This window comes from Sphingobacterium sp. SGR-19 (assembly GCF_011043555.1).
Taxonomy (GTDB): domain Bacteria; phylum Bacteroidota; class Bacteroidia; order Sphingobacteriales; family Sphingobacteriaceae; genus Sphingobacterium.
Genome location: NZ_JAAKGS010000004.1, coordinates 306,145 through 328,677, shown reverse-complemented (window position 1 = coordinate 328,677; position 22,533 = coordinate 306,145). Strand labels below are relative to the sequence as shown.

The window sequence follows — 22,533 nt, the reverse complement described above, 5'->3', positions numbered from 1 at the left end:
TCTACATGATGAAAAAAAACACATTAACCCGTTTGACAGTAGTAAGTTTATTACTGCTGAGCACCCTATCCTGTAATAACTACTTAAATCTCGATCCCCCGTCGGCCTTCGATGAAAATTATGTATTCAGTACCGTACCCAATGCCACTAGTGCGGTATTAGGTGCATACGACAGGCTGGCCGGATTACAAGCTTATGGCAGCCGTCTCAGCATGATGTATCCTTATGACAACGATGAGATGGTAGGGGTTTTGAATACCACCGCGCCCGACAACAGTTCGAGGGATCTATCCAGATATAATCTGAATCCTACCAACGCCCAGCTGCGTTTGCCCTTTGAACAATTATATGCAGGTGTGGAAAGGGCCAACATCTGTATAAAAAATATCCCCGCAATGGACCTTTACCAAAATGGTTCAGGGGAAGAAAAAATTCAGCTCCAAAGGCTTCATGGAGAAGCCCTTACCTTAAGAGCACAGTTTTATTTCGAGCTGGTCCGAAACTGGGGTGATATCCCCGCCCCCTTCGAGCCATCCATAGATCAGACCGAGCTGTTTATGGATAAGACAGACCGCGACACAATATACGACAGGCTCATCAGCGATCTAGCACTCGCTTCCGATCTCGTGCCGTGGAGAACAGAAGTCGCATCTGACGAACGGATTACCAAAGGCGCCGTGAAAGCGTTAAGGGCGAGGCTAGCGCTTTACCGTGGTGGATATTCCTTGAGAAGAGTTTCTGGAATCATGGAACGTCGACCAGATTATTTGAAATACTACCAGATCGCAAGAGATGAGTGCTTCGATATCATGCAACACCGCGACCAACACACACTCAACCCAAGTTTTCAAGCAGTGTTTAAAGACGGGATAGACTCTTATAAAATTGACCCTTTTGGTGAAGTTTTATTTGAAGTGGCTATGGGCCGCGAAACCGATAGCAATATCGGCTATTACGATGGACCAAGATTTTATGTTCCGGGAAATACGTCCATGCTGGGCAACGGACAGATAAGAGTTATACCGACTTATTTCTACAGTTTTGACTCCCTGGATATACGAAGAGACGTCACCACGGCCCCTTATTATAATAGCCCCGACTATTTTAAGACCGTCCAGCCATTGCTTAATATGACCAGTGGCAAATTCCGTTCGGACTGGATTAGTCCGAGATTAAGTTCGGCCATACAGGCCACAGGGTTAAACTGGCCTTTGATCCGATTTTCTGACGTTCTATTGATGTTTTCCGAAGCAGAAAACGAACTCCATGACGGACCTACGACAGAAGCCATAGCTGCCTTTGAGGAGGTAAGGACAAGAGGGTTTGGCGGTGACATAGACTTAATCGGGTCAACCCCCACGACGAAAGAAGATTTTTTTGAGGCTATCGTAAAGGAGCGGTCTTTCGAATTTGGCGGAGAAGGTATCCGAAAATACGACCTCATCCGATGGAACCTCCTAGGCACAAAAATCACACAAACGAGGGAAGAACTCACCAAGATGAGAAACAGACAAGCGCCCTATGAAAACCTACCTCAGCATATGTACTATAAACCATCATCGACAGAAGTTATCTGGAGCCATTCGCTATATCAGCCAACACCAAGCCGAGCCCCTTCAGGATTTACGAGGGTAAACTGGATAGTCGCATTAACAGATGTTTGGATAAACAACGTGGCACAACTGTTTCAGCCCAACCATAGCGAATTGATGCCTTTACCGCAATCTGTCACAGATGCTAATCCCAATTTGAAACAGGATTATGGGTATTAAAAAACTCTTGATTGCGTTCATCTACGCCTTCCCCTCCGAGCGTGTCCAACTTCCGGCGGGGTGGTTAAATTTGCACTACCTCATCCTTAACCCTAAAGGTCGCATCCAAATGTTTTACAACTGCACAAACTTATTCTTAGTACTATCCCCAATGTAAAACATTTGAAGCGACGATTTTTTTTGTTTCTTTTTTTGAGGTAAAAAAAGAAAATGCATTACCTCTTATCAATAAACGTAATCGGTTTACGGCTCAGCGGATTAAAGATAATCCGCTGTAGCTCTTCCGATGGTCGCTTTTCTACATGTGGTGCCACACGCAATTTCGCGCGAAAGTGGTCTTTTATCTGTACCATGAATTCTTCGGTTGTCTCCTTTGTACTGATATAAATGACAATTTCATCCGTCCCTATATCATTGTGCGATATTTCGATGACATGATGTTCAATTTCGGGGAAGCCAGCCAGTAGATCATGCATGGCGGGTGGATACAGGGTTGTCCCTTTATATTTCACCATCTGCTGTTTTCTTCCCTCTACCGGGCCAATCCGGTAGGTATTACGCCCACAACTACACGGAGCGATATGTCTGCGGACAATATCGCCGGTTTTAAATCGTAACAACGGAACACCCTGCACGCCTAAGGTCGTGATAACGAGTTCACCTGGCTCACCATCAGGCACGGGCTGCTCTTCCTCATCCAGTACTTCGGTAATAATCAGATCTTCATGAACATGTCCGCCTTGAAAAGCTTCACATTCCGTAAACGCGGCTCCCATTTCTGTAGATGCGTAGGTAGAATACAATTTTAACGGCCACTTTTCGCATATACGCTTTGTCAGCAAAGAATCGTGGAGCGAAGCATCCCGCAGAGACTCTCCGATACACAAAACAGCCTCTATACTGGTCTTCCGGTAATCAATATTCTGCTGTTCGGCGTATTCAATCATCTTTAATAAAAACGAAGGTACGGCAATCAAAAATCGGGGTTTATGCTGTAAAATAACGTCCCACTGCAACTGCGGAATCCCAGAGCCAACGCGCAAAATACCAGCACCGAGCTTCCGCAGGCCAAGAAAATAGGCCAATCCCGCCATAAATCGCCTGTCCATCGTGGTCATCAATTGTACCACGTCACCTGGCTCCACACCGATCGTTTGAAATGACCGCATTTCGTTATAAGCTAAACGCTCCAGATCTTCATCCGTAAGCCCAAAAGTTACAGGCTTCCCCAATGTTCCTGACGTGGAACAATAATCTATAATCTTGTCGCGTTCGACACAAAAGAAATCATCGTTATGCGCTTGGATATCATCTTTACTTGTTGTCGGAATACGCCCTAAATCGGCTATGGTGCGAATCGTATCGATATCCATATGATGTCTTTCAAACAGTTGCTTATAATACGGCGAATGCTCCCGCAGATAAACCAATTGCCTTCGTAAGAGTTCCTCCTGATAAGCCTTAATTTCCTGTGGCGATTGCCTCTCCATAATGATCTGTTGTTTCATGATTTAGTATTCGCTATATCCTGCAAAAGGGGGACTATCTCCTATTTCTCTTTAGCAGTAATCTTCCCCAATAAATACGATCTTCCCAATATTTCGGAACAGGTCGCTATAGCTCCCACTGTCACGCCCAAAATACCGTGCATATATACTCCATGCCCTGTCAAATACAGGTTTTCTATTTTCGTTTTCAGCGCGATAAACGTCTTCAAGGGGTCACGGGCATCTTTTATATGACCATACAGATTCCCTTTATACGTTCCGATATAATCCCGATACGATAAAGGAGTCGATACATACGTCTTGTTGACAGCGTCGAGCAATTCCGGAAAACGATGCTTCAGTTTCTTCAATAACTGTTCCGTTTTATTCCTTTTAAAAATTTCATACGTCTCCCCTCGATCCGTTGGATGAACCACCGTGTTTATCGTATCCGCCCAAGCCTTCACTTCATCAAAATGCATATAGGTCAACGCCGTAAAGGTGTCTGCATAGCCCGGATGTCGAGGATCTTCTGTCATCGATAACATAAACATATTTGCCCACTCATCTTCTTTATAAGTCGTTTCATGCCAAACAGCATGAGCGTTTTGATGGTAATAAACATTATGGGCTTTATATCGAACCTGTCCGGGTAGTAAAACCGCATGTAAACTAAACGAAGACGTCGTAACAGGTAACGCCTGGATACGGTCATAAAAAGCCTTTCGAAAATATTCTTTTCCGACCAGTTGCAACGCCCTTTTCGGATCAACATTCATGATAAACAGATCCCCGTGAACATGGTTTCCGCTGTGTGTTATTGCACGGCAGACCCGTCCATTCTCGATCTCCAGTTTTACAACTTCTTCGCGTTTATAAGCCTCTCCATTTAATTTCCGCAGTTCACGAATCAGTAATTTACTGATTTGACTACCACCAAGTACACATTTATAAGCACTTTGGAGATAAGAATTGACAGCGAGTGCATGCACATAAAAGGGCGTTTTATCGTCCTCGCCCGCATATAGGAAATTATTTCCGACCAATACCGCACGCAAACGTTCATTATCCGTTAATCCTCTAAAATAATCCTTAACACTTAGGCTTATAACTTCCGATGCATAACCCGCTCCATCTTCCGCATCATATAATGGGAACGCTTTGCACGTATATTGTAAATCGGCAACATATCTTAGCAATGCTGACCGCTCGGCCGGAAAGGACGCCGATAAACAATCCACAAATGCATCGTAGCCCTGCGCTATGGGGTAACACTCCTCTTCGTCGCCAAAACAAATCTGGTCAAAAACTTTCGGCATACGCTCCAGTCGAAGATGAGGCATAATCCCCAGATAGGAAAAATAACGATGTAAGTTCTGTCCTTCTGCCAAGCCTCCGATATAGTGCACACCCGTATCGAATACTTTCTTATCGCGGGAAAACGTTTGCAAATTCCCTCCAAATTGGTTATTTTTTTCCAATACACAGACCCGTAACCCTTCCTTTGCCAGTATAACTGCTGACACCAAGCCTCCGAGCCCGCTACCTACGATAACGGCGTCATATTGTTTATGTGTTCCTTCGGTCATGTATAGTAGCGAAACAATGAATCAGACAGCTCATCTTCCTTCCATCTTAAAGCTAGCAATGGATGCGCTGTCCTAAAGGTATAGATTTCTTCAAAGGTCTCCAAAAGCGAAACGGGTAAACTAGCTATCTCGATCAACGGATGGATAACAAGTACGGTATACCCCTCTGCTATATACGGTGCAAAACGAACTTGGCGCTGTTTTATCCAATAAATACTCTCCGCCACTGCACGTTTCTCTTGATCTGCAATGATACCCAGCATTTTCCGATTTCCGCTCTGCAAGGACAACAGATAATCGAATTCGCCATGCGTATCCGAAAGATGGGCTACTCGTACAGTGTCACCCAAGTACCGATGAAGTTCATGATAATGAGCAGCAAATTGTGCTATGTTCTGCGTTACCAACCGTAAAATATCTTCGTCCTTGTAATAATAAGCAAGTTGTATTTTCTTTCGGAAATAGAACACATCTTCTTCTTTTCGGCGCCACGCACTATATTGCTGTCGGAAGTGCCGCATAATACGTTTGGTTCGTTCCAGATAGCCGTTACCGAAGGACCCATCATCCGGGCGTATACGCTCTCCGATCACCGGAGTCATGGTTCCTCCGAAAATAAGCACATCACCTTTAGGCAATACGTCGCCATTCCCCAAAAGATAGATAGGCAGGATATCCAGCTGCAGCTGCTCCGCAAGATAAAAAGCACCTTTGTGAAAACGCTTTACGACATTCTCATAAGAACGGGTGCCTTCCGGAAACACAATCAACGAATAACCTTGTGCTACTTTCTCCCGAAGGACATCCACCCCCTTTTCCAATCCTTGACTCACGGGATAAAACCCTAACGCTTTTACTGCCTTGCCAAAAACAGGAGAATTCCAGACCCAATCGTTTACCAGAAAAATACTCTTCGGAACAAGCATACCAAGGGATAGGGTATCGAGAAATGAACTATGATTGGAAATAATAACAGCGGGTTTATCAAATGTTTCGCCGTACACATTCATCGTCTTATGCTTTGTCTGCGGATGGAGGTATAGCACGGACTTCATAAATGCCGACATCGTTTTTCTAAAAAATGCGTCTTTCTTTTCCTTTGATAATGGTAAAATAAACACGATCACCCGACCAAAAAAGGAAACGACCAAACATCCTATGCCGTAATAAGCAAAAAACAACAAAGACAATAAAAGGATCGTGATCGTAAAGGGAGACTTACCCTGTTTCGCGCGGTTGGAAATAAAGAAATGAAACAAGATAGGGTAGAATACGAAGGTAATCATGACAGCGGCAAACACCCCTATCAAGGAAACAGATGCAATGGACAACAGTGCCGGGTGTTTAGCGAATACCAAGGCGCCAATCGCCAGTACCGTTGTTAATACGGCCAGTAAGATCGAGGTGCGATAGGTTTGCAACGTATCCTTTCCTGTACTGTATTGTTTCTGCAAAGCGGCCGTCATAAATATGCTAAAATCTACGCCATGTCCAAAAACCAACGTACACACGATCGCACTAAATATATTAAATTCCAACCCGAACAACCCCATGAGCCCTGCGGTGACCAATCCGGTGAGACCGATAGGAATTGCGCTCAGCAAAACCAGCTCTAGCCGACGAAAAAACACCCAAAGTATAAAAAGTACCGCAAAGAAAGAATAGCTTACCAAACGGTTGAAATCATCGCGCAATTGCCCTAAAAACGTTTCGTTCATGTTTTGGCGATCAACAACCAAAACATCTGCATTTTTCTCCATAGCGCGAAGAAACGGTTCCCGTTTAGCATCATCCAGCTTCACTAGGGTGGAAATAGTAAAGAAACCATTCCGCTCGGCGACAAAATCCGATAATCCCAACGCGCGTTGCAATTGAAAATCATGCCATCCTAACGCTTTCGGCTGTTCCTTCAATAACGCATAAAAATCGGCGTGCGTTTCCGCTTCAAAACCATATTTTTCGCCTTCTTTTTGTAAACGGGAGATGAGATTACCCGTATGCTGCCTTTCCCAAAACTGATTCCATTTGTTAATCTTCTCCTGCTGTAAAGCAGCGGATAGCGGTGTAATCAAGCCATTATAATCCACAATTTCTTTTCTGGTTTTTGCCGCGTTCAGATTTGACATCAACCGATCGGTCTTTTGCGCCGCATCTTCAAAGGTCTCTCCTGTAGAAACTAAGTATACAGATTTAGAGGACGTATTGGTAAGCTTATCCAATTTATGCTCCATTTGCTGCAACGCTTTTGGCACAAAATTTAAATCAGCCAGATTATTATTATAACCTACCCGGCCGCTGGTGAAGCAACTCAACACGATCAACACCAAACAAACAGCAATCAGCACCTTACTTCGCTCAAAAGGGAATGCCGCCAATTTGTCCAATACCGAATTATGCCGAAGTTCTTGTTTTGGACGATAAAGGTGCGGGACGATGAGCAATGTAAAAACAGCCGACGAAAAAATACATATCGATGCAAAGATGCCCAAATCCACCAACGCTTCCGAATGTACAAATAACAAGCATAGAAATACGACGGCATTCGTCGCTCCGCTCATCAATAGTGGACGCGTCAGTTCACGGTAAAGCGCACGGATATTACCTGATTTTTTATAGTGGGTTAGGATATGTAAAGCATAGTCAATGGTAATTCCAATCAACACGGCAGCTACACTGAGTGATATGGCTGAAATAACAGGCTTGTAAAGATAAAGGCAGGCCATGCCAAATAAGGCTGCAAAAACAGTTGGTATAAAAACAAGTAGCGGAATATAAATTTTTCGATAGAAAAGGATAAGTAGAAGCATTAATACCGACATCGAAATCAGCACTGTCGTTGAAATATCCGTTTTGATCTGTTTGGCGTTCGCTACTGCAATAAAAGCCGTTCCATAATAGGAAATCGTGACTTTTTGCTCCGCTTGCTGCTGCAATACCTCCCGTAAACGATTAAGATGCTCTACGAGAGCTGTATTATGCTCCGTATCTGCACCTTGAAAGGTCGGATCCAGAAAAAGTAACAACTGGCTCGTGTCTTTGGTGGCCACAAAACCATCATACAGCATAAAATTCTCGCCCACCGTATGCTGTTGCATTTTTTTCAACCCCAATAAAGCCAATCCTAATGGATCCTTCTGAATAAAGTTCCGCATGACAAGACCCGTGGGCGAAATCAACGTACGGTAATTTTCCGATATACGTTCTGCGATAGAATCGGGTTGTAATCGCTCTGCTATCGTGCGATAATCCCTTTCATCTAAAAACAGCGGTAGGTTTTGGTACACAAAATCATACGTACCCTCCATCTCTTCTTGCTCAATTCTACCCGTGATCCCACGGATATAGGTACTGTCTGTCTCCATGGAATCTATAAATGCGCCAGCGATTGCCGTCAACACAGTGGGCTCGGACGCTTCGTCCTTTTCCATTAAAACCGTTATTTTATCCGCAAAATTAATTTGCTTTAGTGCCTTCGAGAATTCATCTGTTCGCTCATTTTTCGGGATAATCTGGGTGATATCCTCTTCAAAACGAAGCTTGGAAGCCAGCAGACCGCAGCCCGCTAAAAACAATAACGCAACGAAAGCAGCAAGGAGTTTATTACGTTGTACCCAAGTATAGATATGGTAGAATATATCCTCCATTATGGTGTTGAAACAGCTTTCTGCCGATATAGTTTTATAAAAAAGTAACTGAAAGAGCCAATGAGTATCGCCATTCCGCTAGCGAGAATAAAGCTGCCTATAATATATTGCCAAAGGTGGGATTTAATAGTATCTAAGGATACGCCATCGAGCTTAAACGTGGTGGAAGATGGATAGACCATTCCGCCTACCAGCAAAGAAGCATAAATAACCAATGGGATGAATGGAGCAAAACTGATATTGGAAAAAACGAAAGCAAGTACCTTGTTCAAGCGTAGGAAAACCGCCAATGTGATCGTTATTGCCGTCTGAAATCCCCAAAAGGGCGCTATCCCCATGAAAACGCCTAAACCGATAGACAGCGCTTTCTTTATTGGGGAATCGGTACTGCCCAATATATTTTCTTTAACGAAGTCAGACCATCTTTTTTTTTTGAAACTCCGAAAAAAGTTACGTGGTAGGATATAAAAAAAAGTTAAAAACACCAATACGGTATTCAAGATACTAATACGCGTAAAGTCTTTAAAGGGGCGAAAATGGGAAACACGTTCGCTCGGATCGTACAGCACTTGAACGGGCACATTCTGCACATCAACACCTCGCCAAGCTGCCCGAACGATGATTTCAATCTCAAATTCAAATTTGCGGGTATAGAATTGCTGGGATATAGCTGCTAAAGGATACGCCCGAAACCCCGATTGGGTATCGGTCAGCTTAATGCCGGTTTCAAACCAAAACCAAAAATTGGAGAATTTGTTTCCAAAACTGCTCTTTCGCGGCACCGCATCTTGGTTCATATTCCGACTTCCGATCAATAACACGGGTTGGGTTGCTTTAGCAATAGCGTCAACAAACACCAGCATATCAGATGGGTAATGCTGTCCGTCGGAATCAATGGTTATCGCGTACTGAAAATGTCGGTCTCTGGCCCGCTTTATTCCCTTTCGCAAGGCCATACCTTTCCCTTGATTACGCGTCGACGTGATAACTTCGATTTGTGGATATTGATTCAGGATCGTTGATGTTGTGTCGGTAGATCCATCGTTGATGACAATGACATGAGGGGTGTATAGAAGCACACCATCCAATACGCGTTTTAAGGTTTTTTCATTATTATACGTCGGTATAATAACGACAATGCCCAAACGTTCTATTTCTCTTGTTATCGTCTCGCGTTCAATCATTTTTCCAACATGCGCATTACAATATTCACAAAAATAATCAAATTTTTCCGCCTACACGATCCTATACGTATTCGTCAATTTTAGTGCAATTGTCTCTCCAAAAGTCGTTGTATTCTTTACTTTTATCTGCCCTTCTTCATCATGCGAGATTTCAAAATCAAATTGCAGAACAGCGTTTTCATTAGGATTTATCAAGGCCGTAAATTTCACATTTGATGCATGTGCTAAAAAGAGTGATTTTTGTTCAACTTCTTCTACCAACTCTTTTAATATCTGCATCATACATACCCCCGGAGCGACCGGATTATCTGGAAAATGACCTACAAATATGGGATGGGCGGGGTTCAAGTGCACCGCTGCAACATATGCATTCTTGGATGAAGATAGGATATTCTCCACTCGGTAAAAATCCGGTAATAGGGTCATATCACTTGTTTTATAAAGCAGACTGATCTACATCCAACATAAGATCTATTGTCAATGGGAATTTTTTATGTTCTACCGCTATTTTCGTAGGAACATCTTCCTCATTCCATTCACGATAAACAATCGTTAAGTGCTCTTTAGTGCCTTTGGCCTGCTGGATACGCTCAACCTTACGTTCTTTCAGCACATAATAGCAGTTATCTATTACATATACAGGATAATAATGCTGCTGGTTTGCAAACATTACGGCCGATGTAGCATGGCGTTGTTCTGTCATCGTCCGGAAGATATTGACGATTTCCCTCACCACTATACGTTTATTTAAATCATGCATGGCATAATGCAGTTCATGTCCATCAGGAGAAATACTGACATCAAATAACGTTTGGCCGAAGTCGCTCACCAGGGCAACGCGATGTTCATTTCGTCCCAACGTTTGCACCACTAAATTCCCATTAATATCCTTCTTGAAAGCATGCAGTTTCGCACGATACACAAAAGTGCGAGTGGTATCAAGATAATAATTATTCAACTCCTTTGGCTCTGATTCGCGAATTCCCGAGGCATTTGGATAACGGTAGGTGCCACAGGAAACGAAAAAGAACAACAGGAAAAAACTATAGGTTAAAAATCGATTCATCAATCGTCGTATTTACTTTTCTATTCTTTATAACAAAACGTGTATAGTCATTAGAAGGTTCAACAAGTTTTACCTCCTCTATTTGTTTATCCGACGAAAATAGCAACACGATCTCCTTAATATATTTTTTCGCGCCAGCTAATTTTGGTGTCAAACGCACCATGTCTGCATTACCCTGCTTTAAATAGGAAACCACAAATTCCTTCTCATCATATTTGCCACCGCGCATACTGGACGAAACGAGGGTATTTATTTTTTCAAATTGCTTGCTGTTTCCCACATCAATCGTCTGTTTCTTGCCTTGGTCATCGATAAAAATCTTATGGTCTTTAAAGACCATTTTATATTGAAACGGTGCTGTATATGACCAACTCAGTTTATCGGGATGCTTTAAATACAGTTTCCCTGATGATTCCACCGGCTTTTTCATAAAACTAAGGTGCTTATATTGCACAAAATCTGCCGATATCGTCTTGATTTCCGCAAGCTGCTGTAAAGACTTTTGAAAGCTGGCTCTTTCGCTCGCTGACATTTCCCTTGTTTGTGCCCATCCGCCATAGGGCAGCAACAAAATCATCAAAAAATAAAGCAGTTTAGTCTTCATATCGCTGCAAATTTAACAAATCATCTACAGAAACCGATATATATCCTTGTTTCTGTAAATGAGGCAGCAACCGTTTTAGGACATTGACAGTACGTTGTGAGGTGTCGTGGAAAAGTATAATATCTCCTGATTTCAGCTTCCTAAACACCCGTTGATATATTTTATTCTCTTCCAACGTGACCGCATCCAACGAGCGATTGCTCCACCCGATGATCTGATGTTTCGTATATTGGACTGCCTTGGCTACCGATGGATTAGTTATCCCAAAAGGCGGACGAAAGAATTTAGGCTTTTTTCCTACAGTCTGTTGGATAATGGCATTACATTGTTCCAGCTCTGCAACAACCTCCTTTTCTTTTAAAAAGCCAAAATTCCTGCGATGGGAATAGGTATGATTACCGATGGTATGCCCTTCGTCGATAATCTGCTTCGCCATATCGGGATATGCCAACACCTGCCTCCCGATACAGAAAAAGGTTGCTTTAAACTGATAGGCATTCAATAATTGCAAAACTTCGGCTGTATAGGGAGACGGTCCATCGTCGAAAGACAATGCGATTACCCCTTGCGCATTATATTTCTTGCGGAAAAAAGTGTCTGTAAAATATCCTAGACGTATATCAAATGCGCCCCAAGCAGTCATTCCTACTGCCAATAGCAGCACAACAAAAAACCATACAAACGAACCACCAAAGATTCCGATGAGCAAGGCGATACATCCTGCCACCAGAAAAAACGGATATAATATAGCGTGTTTTAACATGCTCGAACAACAACAAGAGAATGGTCTTTACCTTTATATTGATTATATAACAGGATATTTTTCCACGCTGTTTTAGCTGGATTTTTTTCGTTCCAATACAGAACGGGTGGAACGGTTTGGTATTTTAATATGAAAGCTGCGGCAGCCAATCCAAAAGCCGAACAGCTATCGAACTGACCACTCAGATGTTTATAATATAACGGTGTCGCAGACGGAAGCGTTTGCTGTACAGCCGAATAGAAAAGATCGTCCTGTTCGTCGCCGTTGTAGCCGAGTATGACCGCATCCAAATCGCCTGGACGTAAATCGTTTGTCGTCAGGAAATCTTTCAAAAAGGATGTAGTTTCTGACACTTCCAGCTCGTTTTGCAACGTAATATCTATAATTTCAGCATAAGAAGACGCCGTTTTGCTCGCGCCCACCGAAAAAAAATGAGCGCCTTCTGCGTAATTGACCCCAGGAGAAACACTGTTTTTGACTGTTTCCTGTATACCATCCGCTTTGATATCGCCCGCGGCTTGCAGAAACGTATAGGTCTGTTCCGCGACCTCATCTACCCCACCAAGAAGTACATGCTCTTCTTCGCCCGTCTGTAACAATAAAAGCGTATCCAACAAAGCTGACTCAAAAGAGATTGCCCCGTTTACATGGGTTATGTTATATCCCTTACACTGCCATTGGAGAGCAATCTGCGCAGCAACTGTATTGTGTGTAGACTGAATAAAAGATGTTGGCGTGAGAAATTGCTCCTCATTTTCCCACAAACTACGGAGAAATTTATCGGAATCGGCAGAGCACCCTAACCCGGTTCCCGTAACGATAGCACCGGGTATTGTTACGGAAGCCTCCGCTAACGCTTGTTGTGCCGCATAAATACCCATCTTCATTCCTCTCGACATGCGACGGATCGCTCCCGGAGAAATAAGGCCGTTATAGGAGGGTTGTTCGGCAGAAGTGATCGCATGATCTAATACCCGTGCTTCTGAAAAAAATGCTGCCCGCCATACACCTTGTGTCGTCACCGCACCTATACCGTTTATGAACACATTTTTCTTCACGCTTTTGAAAAAATAAGGGATGAACAATTGCCGCCGAACCCAAAAGAGTTAGAAAGCACGTGTGATAACGACCGGTGTCGTAACGTTGTTTCTGGTATCAAATCGAGTTCTTCCATCGGGGTATTGAAATGAAGGTTAGGCGGTACGACATTTTGTTGCAAAGCCAATATACTATATACGGCTTCCATAGCACCAGCCGCAGCTAATGTATGCCCCGTAAAGGGTTTCGTGGAGCTGAATAGGGGCACATCGTCTTTAAAGAGACGTTGCATGGCCCGCCCTTCTGACAAATCATTGTTTAGTGTTGCCGTTCCATGCACATTGACGTAATCAATGTCTTGCGGTGTTAATTGCGCTATCATCAATGCCTTTTGCATGGCTAAAAAGGCCCCTTCTCCGTTTTCGGAGGACGCCGTTTGGTGAAACGCATCATTTGCATTACCATATCCTGCCAGATAAGCCAAAACATGTTTACCCTGCCGCTGTACGGATTCTTCAGATTCCAATACAAGATACGCCGCGCCCTCTCCTAGATTGAGTCCTTTACGGTGCTTGTCGAAAGGTTGGCAAGGCGCGTCCGATAAAATCATTAAGGTATGAAACCCATTAATGGTAAACTTACTTAACGCATCCGTTCCGCCAACGATCACCCTATCCAAGCGGCCAGAACGAATCAAACGGGCGCCCATCATCATGGCGTTTGCTGCGGAAGAACAAGCCGTGCTTACCGTAGTCACTAAACCTTTTATTCCCAAATGCTGGGCTATTTTATGGGAGGAATCACCTGCTGGATGCGAGGGGATATAACGATGCCATTCAGGAGAATTGAGATAAGTCGGGCCATATCGCTCGGTATAATCCATACCGCCGACGCTAGTCGATGATATAAATCCTGTTTGCAGATCGTGGATTTCTTGCAGCTTTGCTGATTCTACCGCTTGACGGGCGGCATGAGCTCCCAAAAGGGCTGTTCTCGTAAAAGCGTGAGGTAACGATAATCCTAAACTATCCGATAGCTCTTCGTTGGTTCGCTTTATCTCACCTACCCAAATATGCTCTTGTAAACGTGTAGGAAAGTTTGCTATCCGTGAAAGGCCCTGTTTACCCGCTAATAGTGCTTGTAAGTTTTCCTCAACGGTCTCGCCAATCGAAGAAATAATGCCTATCCCCGTAACCGCAACTCCCCTGTCTGTCATTACTTCGTTCTATTCTCCGAAATATAGGTGGCCATCGTTTCTATAGATTGAAAAATGTCCCTTCCTTTTTTTGGATCAGACAGTTTAATGCCATACGTTTTATCCATCAAGACAATCAGTTCCAATGCATCAATAGAGTCTAACCCTAACCCTTCACCAAACAAAGCTTCGTCATCTTGTATATCAGCAGGCGTAATATCTTCCAGATTTAATACTTCAATAATTTGTCTTTTTAACTCTTCTTTTAATGCTGTCATGGCTTTAATCTAACTAAAGACAAACCTAAACAAAATGCGCTGTTTTCACGAATAGAATTTTAAATGCATTCACACGAATGAAAAAATTTGTCATAGAGAACTGAATATAGGATCTTGCCGATTATCCCAAAAACAGACGACAACAACGGTATCTCTTATCACCGTATAGAGGAAATATAGATGTTCCTTTATTAACAATCAACGATCAAGAAGTTTTAGCAACTGCTAGACTAGATACAAAACTGCCCGATACGCCTCTTGAAAGTATTCTACCCATCCGCATAAAACCCGTTTTGCTTTACCGGATTGTAACAGGTAATCGGCATAGGCGAAAATAGTTTCCTCCGGGAACTCTTCTGCAACGAAAAAAGCTTGCTCTGTTTGCAACCCATGCCGGATAGCAATCTCGCCGGCACAGATATTGGATAGTGTGTAGACAAAAGTAGCAGGCCGGGGATAATAATTGTCTGTATTCTGAATGCTTTCCTGGTGTTTTACATCGGTGTCCAGACTACCGGATCTGTTGGCTAAGACAAGCGCCAGTTCATTCTTATCTTCATCTTGCAATATATATTCAGCGGCTAGAAAAGCCAGTTTGCTCAACGCATCCATCTTATAGAACTTCGGATAGTCGATGTCCAGATGATGAAAAGCTCCTTTCGCGAAATCCGAAAAGGGCACATGGGGTCCACTTGACCAAATGAGTTTATCATCGATAACAATCCGATGTTGTTCAATGGTACAGGATTTTCGTATGGTGGGGTTTTCTAGCATACTACCGAACTATCAGACTCACTGCATCACTCCAATCGCCGACGCCATGACGGTTGATTCCACGAACCTTCGCAAAGACTATAGCCCGAGACGGCAAACCTTTAATCAGGTTATTACGGGAACGGGTAGTGAAAAGTGATTTCTCCCATTGGAGTTCGGGAGATTCGGGTTGTACTTCCTCAGCGGATGTCCATATCGCATAGGTATATTCATAGGTCATATCTCTGCCTAAAGAAGCGAAGTCGAACCGAACCTCGCCGCTGACGTGTCCATCCGAAAGCCGACCGCCGATAGGTACGTCCGGAGACTTACCCTTCTTCCTCCCGGTAAATATGGGAAACCCCGACGAGTATAAGATGGACAATTCCCCTTTCGCCACATAGTTGACATAGGCCGCCAACTCGCCTAATAATCCTGCCAACTTTGCTTTGCTTTCGCGTTTTAGCGCCCTATCGACGCGTCCACGTGTCCATTCTGCTCGGGTTAGGTGTGCTAAATATTCATCATAGGAGCTTTCGACCTCTGCTAGCGATGGTATCGGGTCAGGAAACCTGGGATTTCCACTCATGGAACTAAGGATGACCTCCGCTTCCACCATCATCTTACTGTCTTTATGGGTGCCGAAGGAACCTAGCGCACGTATATAGCTCATCATTAAATCTTATTAGACCCCTAATTTAGGATTTAGTTTGTCGAATCACAAATATTAACGTTAACATATTTCATTGTAACGGCAATATATATTAGCATAACGTTAAAACATAAAGTAAATATGTTAATTTTTATGATTATAACGTTATCTTATAATAGACTGACGTTATAATTATAAAAATATACGTTATTATATTATAGACTAGCGTTAGTCAAAAATATTATAACGTTACCACACTAAATAAATACGTTGATATAATATATAAGAGCGTAAGTTGTTAATACTGTAACGTTATAATAATATATAAATACGTTAGCACTTCCTATAGTAACGCTAGTTTGCAATACGCTAACGTTAAAAGTTACATCTTCTCCAGCACCATCGCCGCATTACTCCCCCCAAAGCCGGAAGCAGTTTTCAATAAACGGTTTAGTTTTCCGCGGGATATCTGCCGAATAATATTTAGCGGTTTGGACACACCTAATTTCTCAAACCCGGCAGTCGGAATAAATACGCCAGTTCGCATACATTGCAGGACAATGACCGTCTCCAATAAGCCAGACGCACCCAATGTATGCCCATAATAACCTTTCAGACTATGGATAGGAATATCCTGTAGCCCTAAGCGATGAAAGGCAATCGCTTCCATCTCATCGTTGTACAGCGTTGCGGTTCCGTGGGCCGAGATGAAATCGATATCCGTTATATCCACGCGCGCCTCATTCGCCGCTTGCTGTATACTCTGCAAGAGTCCTTCTCCCGTCCGGGATGGCCCTGAAATATGATTTGCATCGTTTATGGACGCTTCCCCTAAAATCTTAAACTCTCCTTTTTCTTTAGAAACATATACACAGGCAGCCGCTTCGCCTAAGGACACCCCTGCGCGATCGTTGTCAAAAGGTTTACAAGGAAATGGACTCATGGCCTGGAATGCCTGAAAGCCGGACACCACGAATTCACTGACTACATCTCCTGCCAAAACCACGGCATCGTCGTACTGACCGATCTGTATCAGACGTTTGGCAACCGATAAAGCCAATAGGCCCGATACACAGGCTTGCGATACAATAATAGGTTGGGTCTGGAATCCCAGCACCTCTGCCATTTTCTTGGCTAACACCGTGAGTCGAGTATTTACGTTGCCCTTGGTGGTGGATAAGATCAGCGCCGTACGTGACGTAGGTGCGTGTTTTTCCACAATCGGCTTTGCCGCCGTAAATAACATCTGCTCCAATAATGTACTATCTCCCGCAGGTGTTAACAGCGCCAGGACCTCCGCCGGTGCTAACTTTGACGTATAGATATTTTTTATCCGACCGACATCATGTTGTACAAGGCCACTATTTCCCATCAACAACTGGGTCCAGTTCGACGCCAAATCAATTCCCAACGGGGTGACGCAGTTTATGTCGTGGATATAGATAGAATCGAACGCCATTATAGCAAGCCTACCTTCCTTTTCCAATCTACCACAAAATCAGGAACGTTTAGCGCCAAGTTTTGTGTGTCGTCCAAGAAGACCTGGATGGTTTCCCCTTGACAGACCAGTTGGTCTTTACCATTATAAATATTAAATCGGAAAATCATCTTTGCGGCGGGCGTATCGACGTATGTAGTCACGATACGTGCCGTATCTCCGTACCGCAACGGTAACTTATGCTCGCAAGTAGATTTTACAATAGGTGTCGTATATCCCGCTTTCTGTACGGTCATATAATCGATGCCGTAGGTTTTACCAAAAGCTTCCCTCCCCTGTTCGAAATATAGAATATAATGCCCGTCCCATACGATACCTAGTGAGTCCACCTCGCTAAAGCGCACGGGAATGGTCACCGATTCTGTCAGCCCCGATTCCTCATAAAACTCTTCTCTTCTTTTTATCATATTCGTAATGGCCCGTCAAAATAAATATCGGTTCAAAACAATCATTTCTGTATAGCAAACCTAAATAAAATGCGCTGCATTCGCAATACAACTGCATAACCCCTCCCTTAACATTGCTTCTTTTTCACGGGGAAAAAGAAGATCAAAACAATTTTCCCTATTTTTACAGAAAAAAAGCGATGGCATTAGTAAATATTCCCCGATTGGATTTGCTTCAATATACGCAGGGTAGTGCGGAAGAACGAAAACAATTTGTACAAGATATAGGAACGGCATTTAACGAGACGGGATTCGTAACCATCGCAAATCATGGGTTGAGTCAAGAACTCATTGATGAACTCTATGCAGTTGTGCAAGCTTTTTTTGACCTTCCCGATGCCGTTAAACGGAAGTACGAATTTCCGGAATTAGCCGGACAACGTGGGTATACGACCAAAGGAAAAGAGAAAGCAAAAGATGCCCATACACCAGATTTAAAAGAATTCTGGCAACGTGGACAAACTATCGTGGGTGAGGATTATTCTAAAACTGATTTTCCAGATAACATTATCGTGGAAGAATTGCCCAGATTCAATGAAGTAACGGGAGAAGTCTATAAAAAGTTAGAGGATGCGGGGCGCGAACTGCTCAAAGCTATTGCTTCTTATTTAGATTTGGAAGAAGACTATTTTGAAAAGTTTGTCATCAACGGCAATTCTATTCTGCGGGCGATCCATTATTTTCCTATTGAAAATCCGGACGCTATCCCAGCTGATGCTGTTCGAGCTGGTGCCCATGAAGATATCAATCTCATTACCCTACTTATCGGAGCGAGCGCTGACGGTTTGGAAGTGTGGACAAAAGACGGCGAATGGTTCCCCATCAAAGCTAAAGGAGAGGATATTGTGGTGAACGTTGGTGATATGTTGCAACGGTTAACGAACAATAAACTTAAATCTACCACCCACCGCGTGGTAAACCCACCGCGAGAACTCATGAAAACATCACGGTATTCCGTGCCGTTCTTCTTACATCCAAAAGCGTCCATGAGCCTGGCCTGTTTGGATTCTTGTATTTCCGAAAATTATCCGAAAACGTATAAAGATTATACCGCGGGACAGTATCTGGACGAACGATTGCGTGAGATTGGGTTGAAAATGTAATAAAAAAACAATGATATTATCAGATAAAAGAATTCTAGAAGAAATAGATAACGGCAGCATCGTTATCGAACCATTTGACCGAAAATGTCTGGGAACGAACTCTTACGATGTCCATTTGGGCAAGTATCTCGCCACCTATAAAGACGGCGTATTAGATGCAAAAAAACACAACGAAATAGAACATTTCGAAATACCGGAAGAAGGATTTATTCTCCAGCCAGGCAAGCTCTATCTGGGCGTTACGTTAGAATATACAGAAACACACGGGCACGTTCCTTTTCTGGAAGGGAAGTCCAGTACCGGTCGTTTGGGGATCGACATTCACGCAACCGCGGGTAAAGGAGATGTCGGCTTTTGCAATACATGGACGTTGGAAATTTCCGTAGCACAGCCTGTACGGGTTTACGCCGGCATGCCTGTTGGGCAGCTAATTTATTTCGTTGTAGACGGTGATATCGAAACCTTTTATAATACAAAAGGAAACGCTAAATACAACAACAAGACCATCCGCCCTGTAGAGAGCATGATGTGGAAAAATGCATTTTAATAGAGAAGTTGTATACAACTTCCCTATTAAAATTCCATTAAGTAAGCTTTCAAAAACGCATCGAGTTCGCCATCCAGCACGGCTTGCGTATTGGATGTTTCTACATTTGTTCGTAGGTCTTTGATCAATTTATAGGGATGCAGCACGTAGTTACGAATCTGCGAACCCCATTCTATCTTTTTCTTGGAGCCTTCAATGGCTGCGGTTGCTTCCTGTCGTTTACGCATCTCTATCTCATAAAGTTGAGATTTCAATAAACGCAGCGCATTTTCCTTATTTTGGAGCTGTGAGCGCGATTCCTGGTTTTTAATGATAATTCCCGTCGGCTTATGGTGTAGACGGACAGCTGTCTCGACCTTGTTCACGTTTTGTCCTCCCGCCCCGCCAGCACGAAAAGTATCCCATTCGATATCGGCATCCTTTATCTCTATTTCGATATTATCATCCACCAATGGATAAACATATACCGAAGCAAAAGATGTATGCCGTTTTGCATTGGAATCAAATGGCGAGATCCGAACTAGACGGTGTACCCCATTCTCTCCTTTCAGATAGCCGTAAGCAAAATTTCCAGAAAATTGTAACGTCACGGTTTTGATCCCCGCTACATCACCTTCCTGATAATCCTGTTCCACTACCTTGCACCCATGTTTTTCACCCCACATGATATACATTCGCATCAACATGGAAGCCCAGTCGCAAGATTCAGTCCCGCCTGCTCCTGCCGTAATCTGCAAAATAGCGTCAAGCTGGTCTTCTTCAGAGCTCAGCATGTTTTTAAACTCCAATTCCTCTACTTGCGAAAGAGCCAATTCATATTGTTCATTTGCGTCTTGCTCACTCGCGTCACCGGATTGAAAAAACTCGTACATGACACCGACATCCTCCACCGCAGCAGCCACTTCGTCAAAATGTTCGGTCCATAGTTTCAACCCTTTAATTTCCTGCAACACTTTCTCTGCCGCCTTAGGATCATCCCAAAAATCCGGACGCAGCGTGATTTCTGTCCTTTCTGTTATCTCTGATTTCTTCGCATCAATGTCAAAGATGCCTCCTTAGGGACGTTACTCTATCCCTCAAGTCTTGAATTTGTTCCTTGGTCATGCTCAAAATTAAAATAAAACCTCCATGAATCCTAATCGGTAATTATTAAAGTTCATGGAGGTTCTTGATGGCCTATTGCAACAAACAAATTCAGAAAAAAAGTCAAAAAAAGCTATCTTTGGTCTCGATAAAAAATAAACTATTATATATATGTTTCCAAACGTAGATTTTACAACGACCGAAGCTTACAAATACTTAGCAGACCATCATATCTCCATTAACGAGAAATCCTTAAAGCAATTATTTGCCGAAGATCCAAAACGATTCGAGAAATTCTCCTTACAATTAGGGGATATCCTGTTTGACTTTTCAAAGAACAGGATAGATGATGAGACCCTAGCACTTCTCGTGCAACTGGCAAAAGAATGCCAACTGAGAGAAGCTATTGACGCCATGTTCGCTGCAGAGAAGATCAACCAAACGGAAGGGCGGCAAGTGTTGCACACTGCACTACGCAACCAATCCACTAATCCTGTAGTGGTTGAGGGTGAAGACGTTATGCCGAAAGTAAGAGCCGTGCAGACACAAATGAAAGACTTCACCAACCGGATCCTTTCAGGTGAGTGGAAAGGCTATACGGGCAAAGAAATAACGGACGTGGTCAATATCGGCATCGGTGGTTCAGATTTGGGACCCGTGATGGTCACGCAGGCTCTGAAAGCTTACAAAACACGGTTAGACATGCACTTTGTGTCCAATGTCGACGGAACACATATGGCGGAAACGTTAAAAGGTCTAAACCCCGAAACGACATTATTTCTTATTGCCTCCAAAACTTTTACGACACAGGAAACGATGGCAAATGCCAAATCTGCAAAAGGTTGGTTCTTAAAATCGGGCGCGGAAGAAACCGATGTAGCCAAACATTTTGCGGCATTAAGCACAAATGAACAAGGTGTAGCCGCTTTTGGTATTGACACCAAAAATATGTTTGAATTTTGGGACTGGGTAGGCGGTCGGTATTCGTTGTGGTCCGCCATAGGGCTATCCATCGCCTTAGGTATTGGTTATGATAATTTTGAGCAACTTCTGGAAGGTGCATATGCGGCCGATGAACACTTTAAAGAAACAGAGTTTGAACAGAATATTCCTGTTGTACTTGCTTTATTGGGTATTTGGTACAACAATTTCTTTGATGCTGAAAGCCACGCCATTTTGCCTTATGATCAATATATGCACCGCTTTGCTGCCTATTTCCAACAAGGAGATATGGAAAGCAACGGAAAATATATAGATAGGAATGGCAACCGGGTGGATTATCAAACAGGCCCAATTATTTGGGGAGAGCCGGGCACGAACGGACAACATGCTTTCTATCAGCTCATCCATCAAGGTACAAAATTAATTCCGTGTGATTTTATTGCACCAGCTGTCTCCCAAAACCCCATCGGCAACCACCATCAACTATTGCTATCCAACTTTTTCGCTCAAACCGAGGCGCTCATGAACGGAAAGACCGAAGAAGAAGTGGTAAGTGAGTTGCAGAAAGCCGGTAAAACGGAAAAGGAAATCGCGTCTTTGAAAAATTTCAAGGTATTTGAAGGCAATCGTCCGACCAACTCGTTTCTTATTAAGAAAATCACACCGTATACACTAGGGTGCTTGATAGCCCTTTATGAGCACAAGATTTTTGTTCAAGGTGTAATCTGGAATATATTCAGTTTTGACCAATGGGGCGTAGAGCTAGGCAAACAATTAGCGAATAACATTCTTCCTGAATTGGACAATGACGAACCCGTGAAAGCGCACGATGCGTCTACAAATGGTTTAATCAACCAGTATAAAGCTTGGAGATAAAACAAATAGGAGC

20 protein-coding genes are annotated in these 22,533 nt (G+C 43.3%); 4 read left to right on the top strand and 16 right to left on the bottom strand.

Features of this window, described 5'->3' with window-relative positions; all coding sequences use genetic code 11:
• The first annotated feature begins 5 nt into the window (after nt 1-5).
• Nucleotides 6-1,772 (top strand): RagB/SusD family nutrient uptake outer membrane protein, encoded by a 1,767-nt coding sequence (locus tag G5B43_RS10680; protein ID WP_165294721.1) that lies wholly within the window; start codon nt 6-8, stop codon nt 1,770-1,772.
• 215 nt (nt 1,773-1,987) lie between these two features.
• On the opposite strand, the gene G5B43_RS10675 is transcribed toward G5B43_RS10680, so the two are convergent.
• From G5B43_RS10675 to G5B43_RS10605, 15 genes are all read right to left on the bottom strand, one after another.
• Nucleotides 1,988-3,280 (bottom strand): phenylacetate--CoA ligase family protein, encoded by a 1,293-nt coding sequence (locus G5B43_RS10675; RefSeq protein WP_165294720.1) that lies wholly within the window; start codon nt 3,278-3,280, stop codon nt 1,988-1,990.
• A 41-nt stretch (nt 3,281-3,321) separates the two neighbouring features.
• Nucleotides 3,322-4,848 carry a phytoene desaturase family protein gene (locus tag G5B43_RS10670; protein ID WP_165294719.1) on the bottom strand — a complete coding sequence of 509 codons (1,527 nt, stop codon included), beginning with the start codon at nt 4,846-4,848 and terminating at the stop codon, nt 3,322-3,324.
• Complete coding sequence (locus G5B43_RS10665; protein WP_165294718.1) at nt 4,845-8,492, bottom strand: 1-acyl-sn-glycerol-3-phosphate acyltransferase; 3,648 nt, start codon at nt 8,490-8,492, stop codon at nt 4,845-4,847. The genes G5B43_RS10670 and G5B43_RS10665 overlap by 4 nt, the downstream gene beginning before the upstream one ends.
• Nucleotides 8,492-9,676 (bottom strand): DUF2062 domain-containing protein, encoded by a 1,185-nt coding sequence (locus tag G5B43_RS10660; RefSeq protein ID WP_165294717.1) that lies wholly within the window; start codon nt 9,674-9,676, stop codon nt 8,492-8,494. Before G5B43_RS10660 ends, G5B43_RS10665 begins: the two co-directional genes overlap by 1 nt.
• A gap of 51 nt (nt 9,677-9,727) precedes the next feature.
• Nucleotides 9,728-10,102: a 3-hydroxyacyl-ACP dehydratase gene (locus G5B43_RS10655; protein WP_165294716.1), complete on the bottom strand. Its 375-nt coding sequence runs from the start codon at nt 10,100-10,102 to the stop codon at nt 9,728-9,730.
• A 10-nt stretch (nt 10,103-10,112) separates the two neighbouring features.
• Nucleotides 10,113-10,742, bottom strand: coding sequence for a hypothetical protein (locus G5B43_RS10650; RefSeq protein ID WP_165294715.1), 630 nt, complete (start codon nt 10,740-10,742; stop codon nt 10,113-10,115).
• Nucleotides 10,720-11,346, bottom strand: coding sequence for an outer membrane lipoprotein carrier protein LolA (locus G5B43_RS10645; RefSeq protein ID WP_165294714.1), 627 nt, complete (start codon nt 11,344-11,346; stop codon nt 10,720-10,722). The genes G5B43_RS10650 and G5B43_RS10645 overlap by 23 nt, the downstream gene beginning before the upstream one ends.
• Nucleotides 11,336-12,109 (bottom strand): polysaccharide deacetylase family protein, encoded by a 774-nt coding sequence (locus G5B43_RS10640; RefSeq protein WP_165294713.1) that lies wholly within the window; start codon nt 12,107-12,109, stop codon nt 11,336-11,338. The genes G5B43_RS10645 and G5B43_RS10640 overlap by 11 nt, the downstream gene beginning before the upstream one ends.
• The gene (locus tag G5B43_RS10635; protein ID WP_165294712.1) at nt 12,103-13,167 is read right to left on the bottom strand and encodes a beta-ketoacyl synthase chain length factor; all 1,065 of its coding nucleotides are present in this window, start codon (nt 13,165-13,167) and stop codon (nt 12,103-12,105) included. Before G5B43_RS10635 ends, G5B43_RS10640 begins: the two co-directional genes overlap by 7 nt.
• Complete coding sequence (locus G5B43_RS10630; RefSeq protein WP_165294711.1) at nt 13,164-14,363, bottom strand: beta-ketoacyl-[acyl-carrier-protein] synthase family protein; 1,200 nt, start codon at nt 14,361-14,363, stop codon at nt 13,164-13,166. Before G5B43_RS10630 ends, G5B43_RS10635 begins: the two co-directional genes overlap by 4 nt.
• Nucleotides 14,363-14,620 carry a phosphopantetheine-binding protein gene (locus G5B43_RS10625; RefSeq protein ID WP_165294710.1) on the bottom strand — a complete coding sequence of 86 codons (258 nt, stop codon included), beginning with the start codon at nt 14,618-14,620 and terminating at the stop codon, nt 14,363-14,365. Before G5B43_RS10625 ends, G5B43_RS10630 begins: the two co-directional genes overlap by 1 nt.
• Before the next feature lie 225 nt (nt 14,621-14,845).
• Nucleotides 14,846-15,394, bottom strand: a complete 549-nt coding sequence (locus G5B43_RS10620; RefSeq protein WP_165294709.1) for a 3-oxoacyl-ACP synthase — start codon at nt 15,392-15,394, stop codon at nt 14,846-14,848.
• 1 nt (nt 15,395) lies between these two features.
• On the bottom strand, nt 15,396-16,049 hold the full coding sequence (locus tag G5B43_RS10615) for a hypothetical protein (RefSeq protein WP_165294708.1): 654 nt from the start codon (nt 16,047-16,049) through the stop codon (nt 15,396-15,398).
• 358 nt (nt 16,050-16,407) lie between these two features.
• Nucleotides 16,408-17,484: a beta-ketoacyl synthase N-terminal-like domain-containing protein gene (locus G5B43_RS10610; protein ID WP_165294707.1), complete on the bottom strand. Its 1,077-nt coding sequence runs from the start codon at nt 17,482-17,484 to the stop codon at nt 16,408-16,410.
• Nucleotides 17,484-17,930, bottom strand: a complete 447-nt coding sequence (locus G5B43_RS10605; protein WP_165294706.1) for an acyl-CoA thioesterase — start codon at nt 17,928-17,930, stop codon at nt 17,484-17,486. Before G5B43_RS10605 ends, G5B43_RS10610 begins: the two co-directional genes overlap by 1 nt.
• A gap of 179 nt (nt 17,931-18,109) precedes the next feature.
• Here G5B43_RS10605 and G5B43_RS10600 point away from each other — a divergent pair, with 179 nt between their 5' ends.
• Entirely contained in the window at nt 18,110-19,072 is a 963-nt protein-coding gene (locus G5B43_RS10600) for an isopenicillin N synthase family dioxygenase (protein ID WP_165294705.1), read from the top strand.
• 10 nt (nt 19,073-19,082) lie between these two features.
• Nucleotides 19,083-19,619, top strand: a complete 537-nt coding sequence (gene dcd / locus G5B43_RS10595) for a dCTP deaminase (RefSeq protein WP_165294704.1) — start codon at nt 19,083-19,085, stop codon at nt 19,617-19,619.
• Nucleotides 19,620-19,645: 26 nt separating this feature from the next.
• Here dcd and prfB read toward each other — a convergent pair.
• A protein-coding gene (gene prfB, locus G5B43_RS10590; protein ID WP_165294703.1) for a peptide chain release factor 2 occupies nt 19,646-20,723 on the bottom strand; the annotation gives its coding sequence in 2 pieces (ribosomal slippage) (nt 19,646-20,662 and nt 20,664-20,723; 1,077 coding nt in all).
• 150 nt (nt 20,724-20,873) lie between these two features.
• Between prfB and pgi the strand changes: the two genes are divergently transcribed.
• Nucleotides 20,874-22,520, top strand: coding sequence for a glucose-6-phosphate isomerase (gene pgi / locus G5B43_RS10585; RefSeq protein WP_165294702.1), 1,647 nt, complete (start codon nt 20,874-20,876; stop codon nt 22,518-22,520).
• Nucleotides 22,521-22,533 lie beyond the last annotated feature (13 nt).

Bases quoted from the DNA above. Each gene is read 5' to 3' on its own strand.
- G5B43_RS10680 (WP_165294721.1), top strand. From the start codon at position 6: ATGATGAAAAAAAACACATTAACCCGTTTGACAGTAGTAAGTTTATTA.
- G5B43_RS10675 (WP_165294720.1), bottom strand. From the start codon at position 3,280: ATGAAACAACAGATCATTATGGAGAGGCAATCGCCACAGGAAATTAAG.
- G5B43_RS10670 (WP_165294719.1), bottom strand. From the start codon at position 4,848: ATGACCGAAGGAACACATAAACAATATGACGCCGTTATCGTAGGTAGC.
- G5B43_RS10665 (WP_165294718.1), bottom strand. From the start codon at position 8,492: ATGGAGGATATATTCTACCATATCTATACTTGGGTACAACGTAATAAA.
- G5B43_RS10660 (WP_165294717.1), bottom strand. From the start codon at position 9,676: ATGATTGAACGCGAGACGATAACAAGAGAAATAGAACGTTTGGGCATT.
- G5B43_RS10655 (WP_165294716.1), bottom strand. From the start codon at position 10,102: ATGACCCTATTACCGGATTTTTACCGAGTGGAGAATATCCTATCTTCA.
- G5B43_RS10650 (WP_165294715.1), bottom strand. From the start codon at position 10,742: ATGAATCGATTTTTAACCTATAGTTTTTTCCTGTTGTTCTTTTTCGTT.
- G5B43_RS10645 (WP_165294714.1), bottom strand. From the start codon at position 11,346: ATGAAGACTAAACTGCTTTATTTTTTGATGATTTTGTTGCTGCCCTAT.
- G5B43_RS10640 (WP_165294713.1), bottom strand. From the start codon at position 12,109: ATGTTAAAACACGCTATATTATATCCGTTTTTTCTGGTGGCAGGATGT.
- G5B43_RS10630 (WP_165294711.1), bottom strand. From the start codon at position 14,363: ATGACAGACAGGGGAGTTGCGGTTACGGGGATAGGCATTATTTCTTCG.
- G5B43_RS10625 (WP_165294710.1), bottom strand. From the start codon at position 14,620: ATGACAGCATTAAAAGAAGAGTTAAAAAGACAAATTATTGAAGTATTA.
- G5B43_RS10620 (WP_165294709.1), bottom strand. From the start codon at position 15,394: ATGCTAGAAAACCCCACCATACGAAAATCCTGTACCATTGAACAACAT.
- G5B43_RS10615 (WP_165294708.1), bottom strand. From the start codon at position 16,049: ATGATGAGCTATATACGTGCGCTAGGTTCCTTCGGCACCCATAAAGAC.
- G5B43_RS10610 (WP_165294707.1), bottom strand. From the start codon at position 17,484: ATGGCGTTCGATTCTATCTATATCCACGACATAAACTGCGTCACCCCG.
- G5B43_RS10605 (WP_165294706.1), bottom strand. From the start codon at position 17,930: ATGATAAAAAGAAGAGAAGAGTTTTATGAGGAATCGGGGCTGACAGAA.
- G5B43_RS10600 (WP_165294705.1), top strand. From the start codon at position 18,110: ATGGCATTAGTAAATATTCCCCGATTGGATTTGCTTCAATATACGCAG.
- dcd (WP_165294704.1), top strand. From the start codon at position 19,083: ATGATATTATCAGATAAAAGAATTCTAGAAGAAATAGATAACGGCAGC.
- pgi (WP_165294702.1), top strand. From the start codon at position 20,874: ATGTTTCCAAACGTAGATTTTACAACGACCGAAGCTTACAAATACTTA.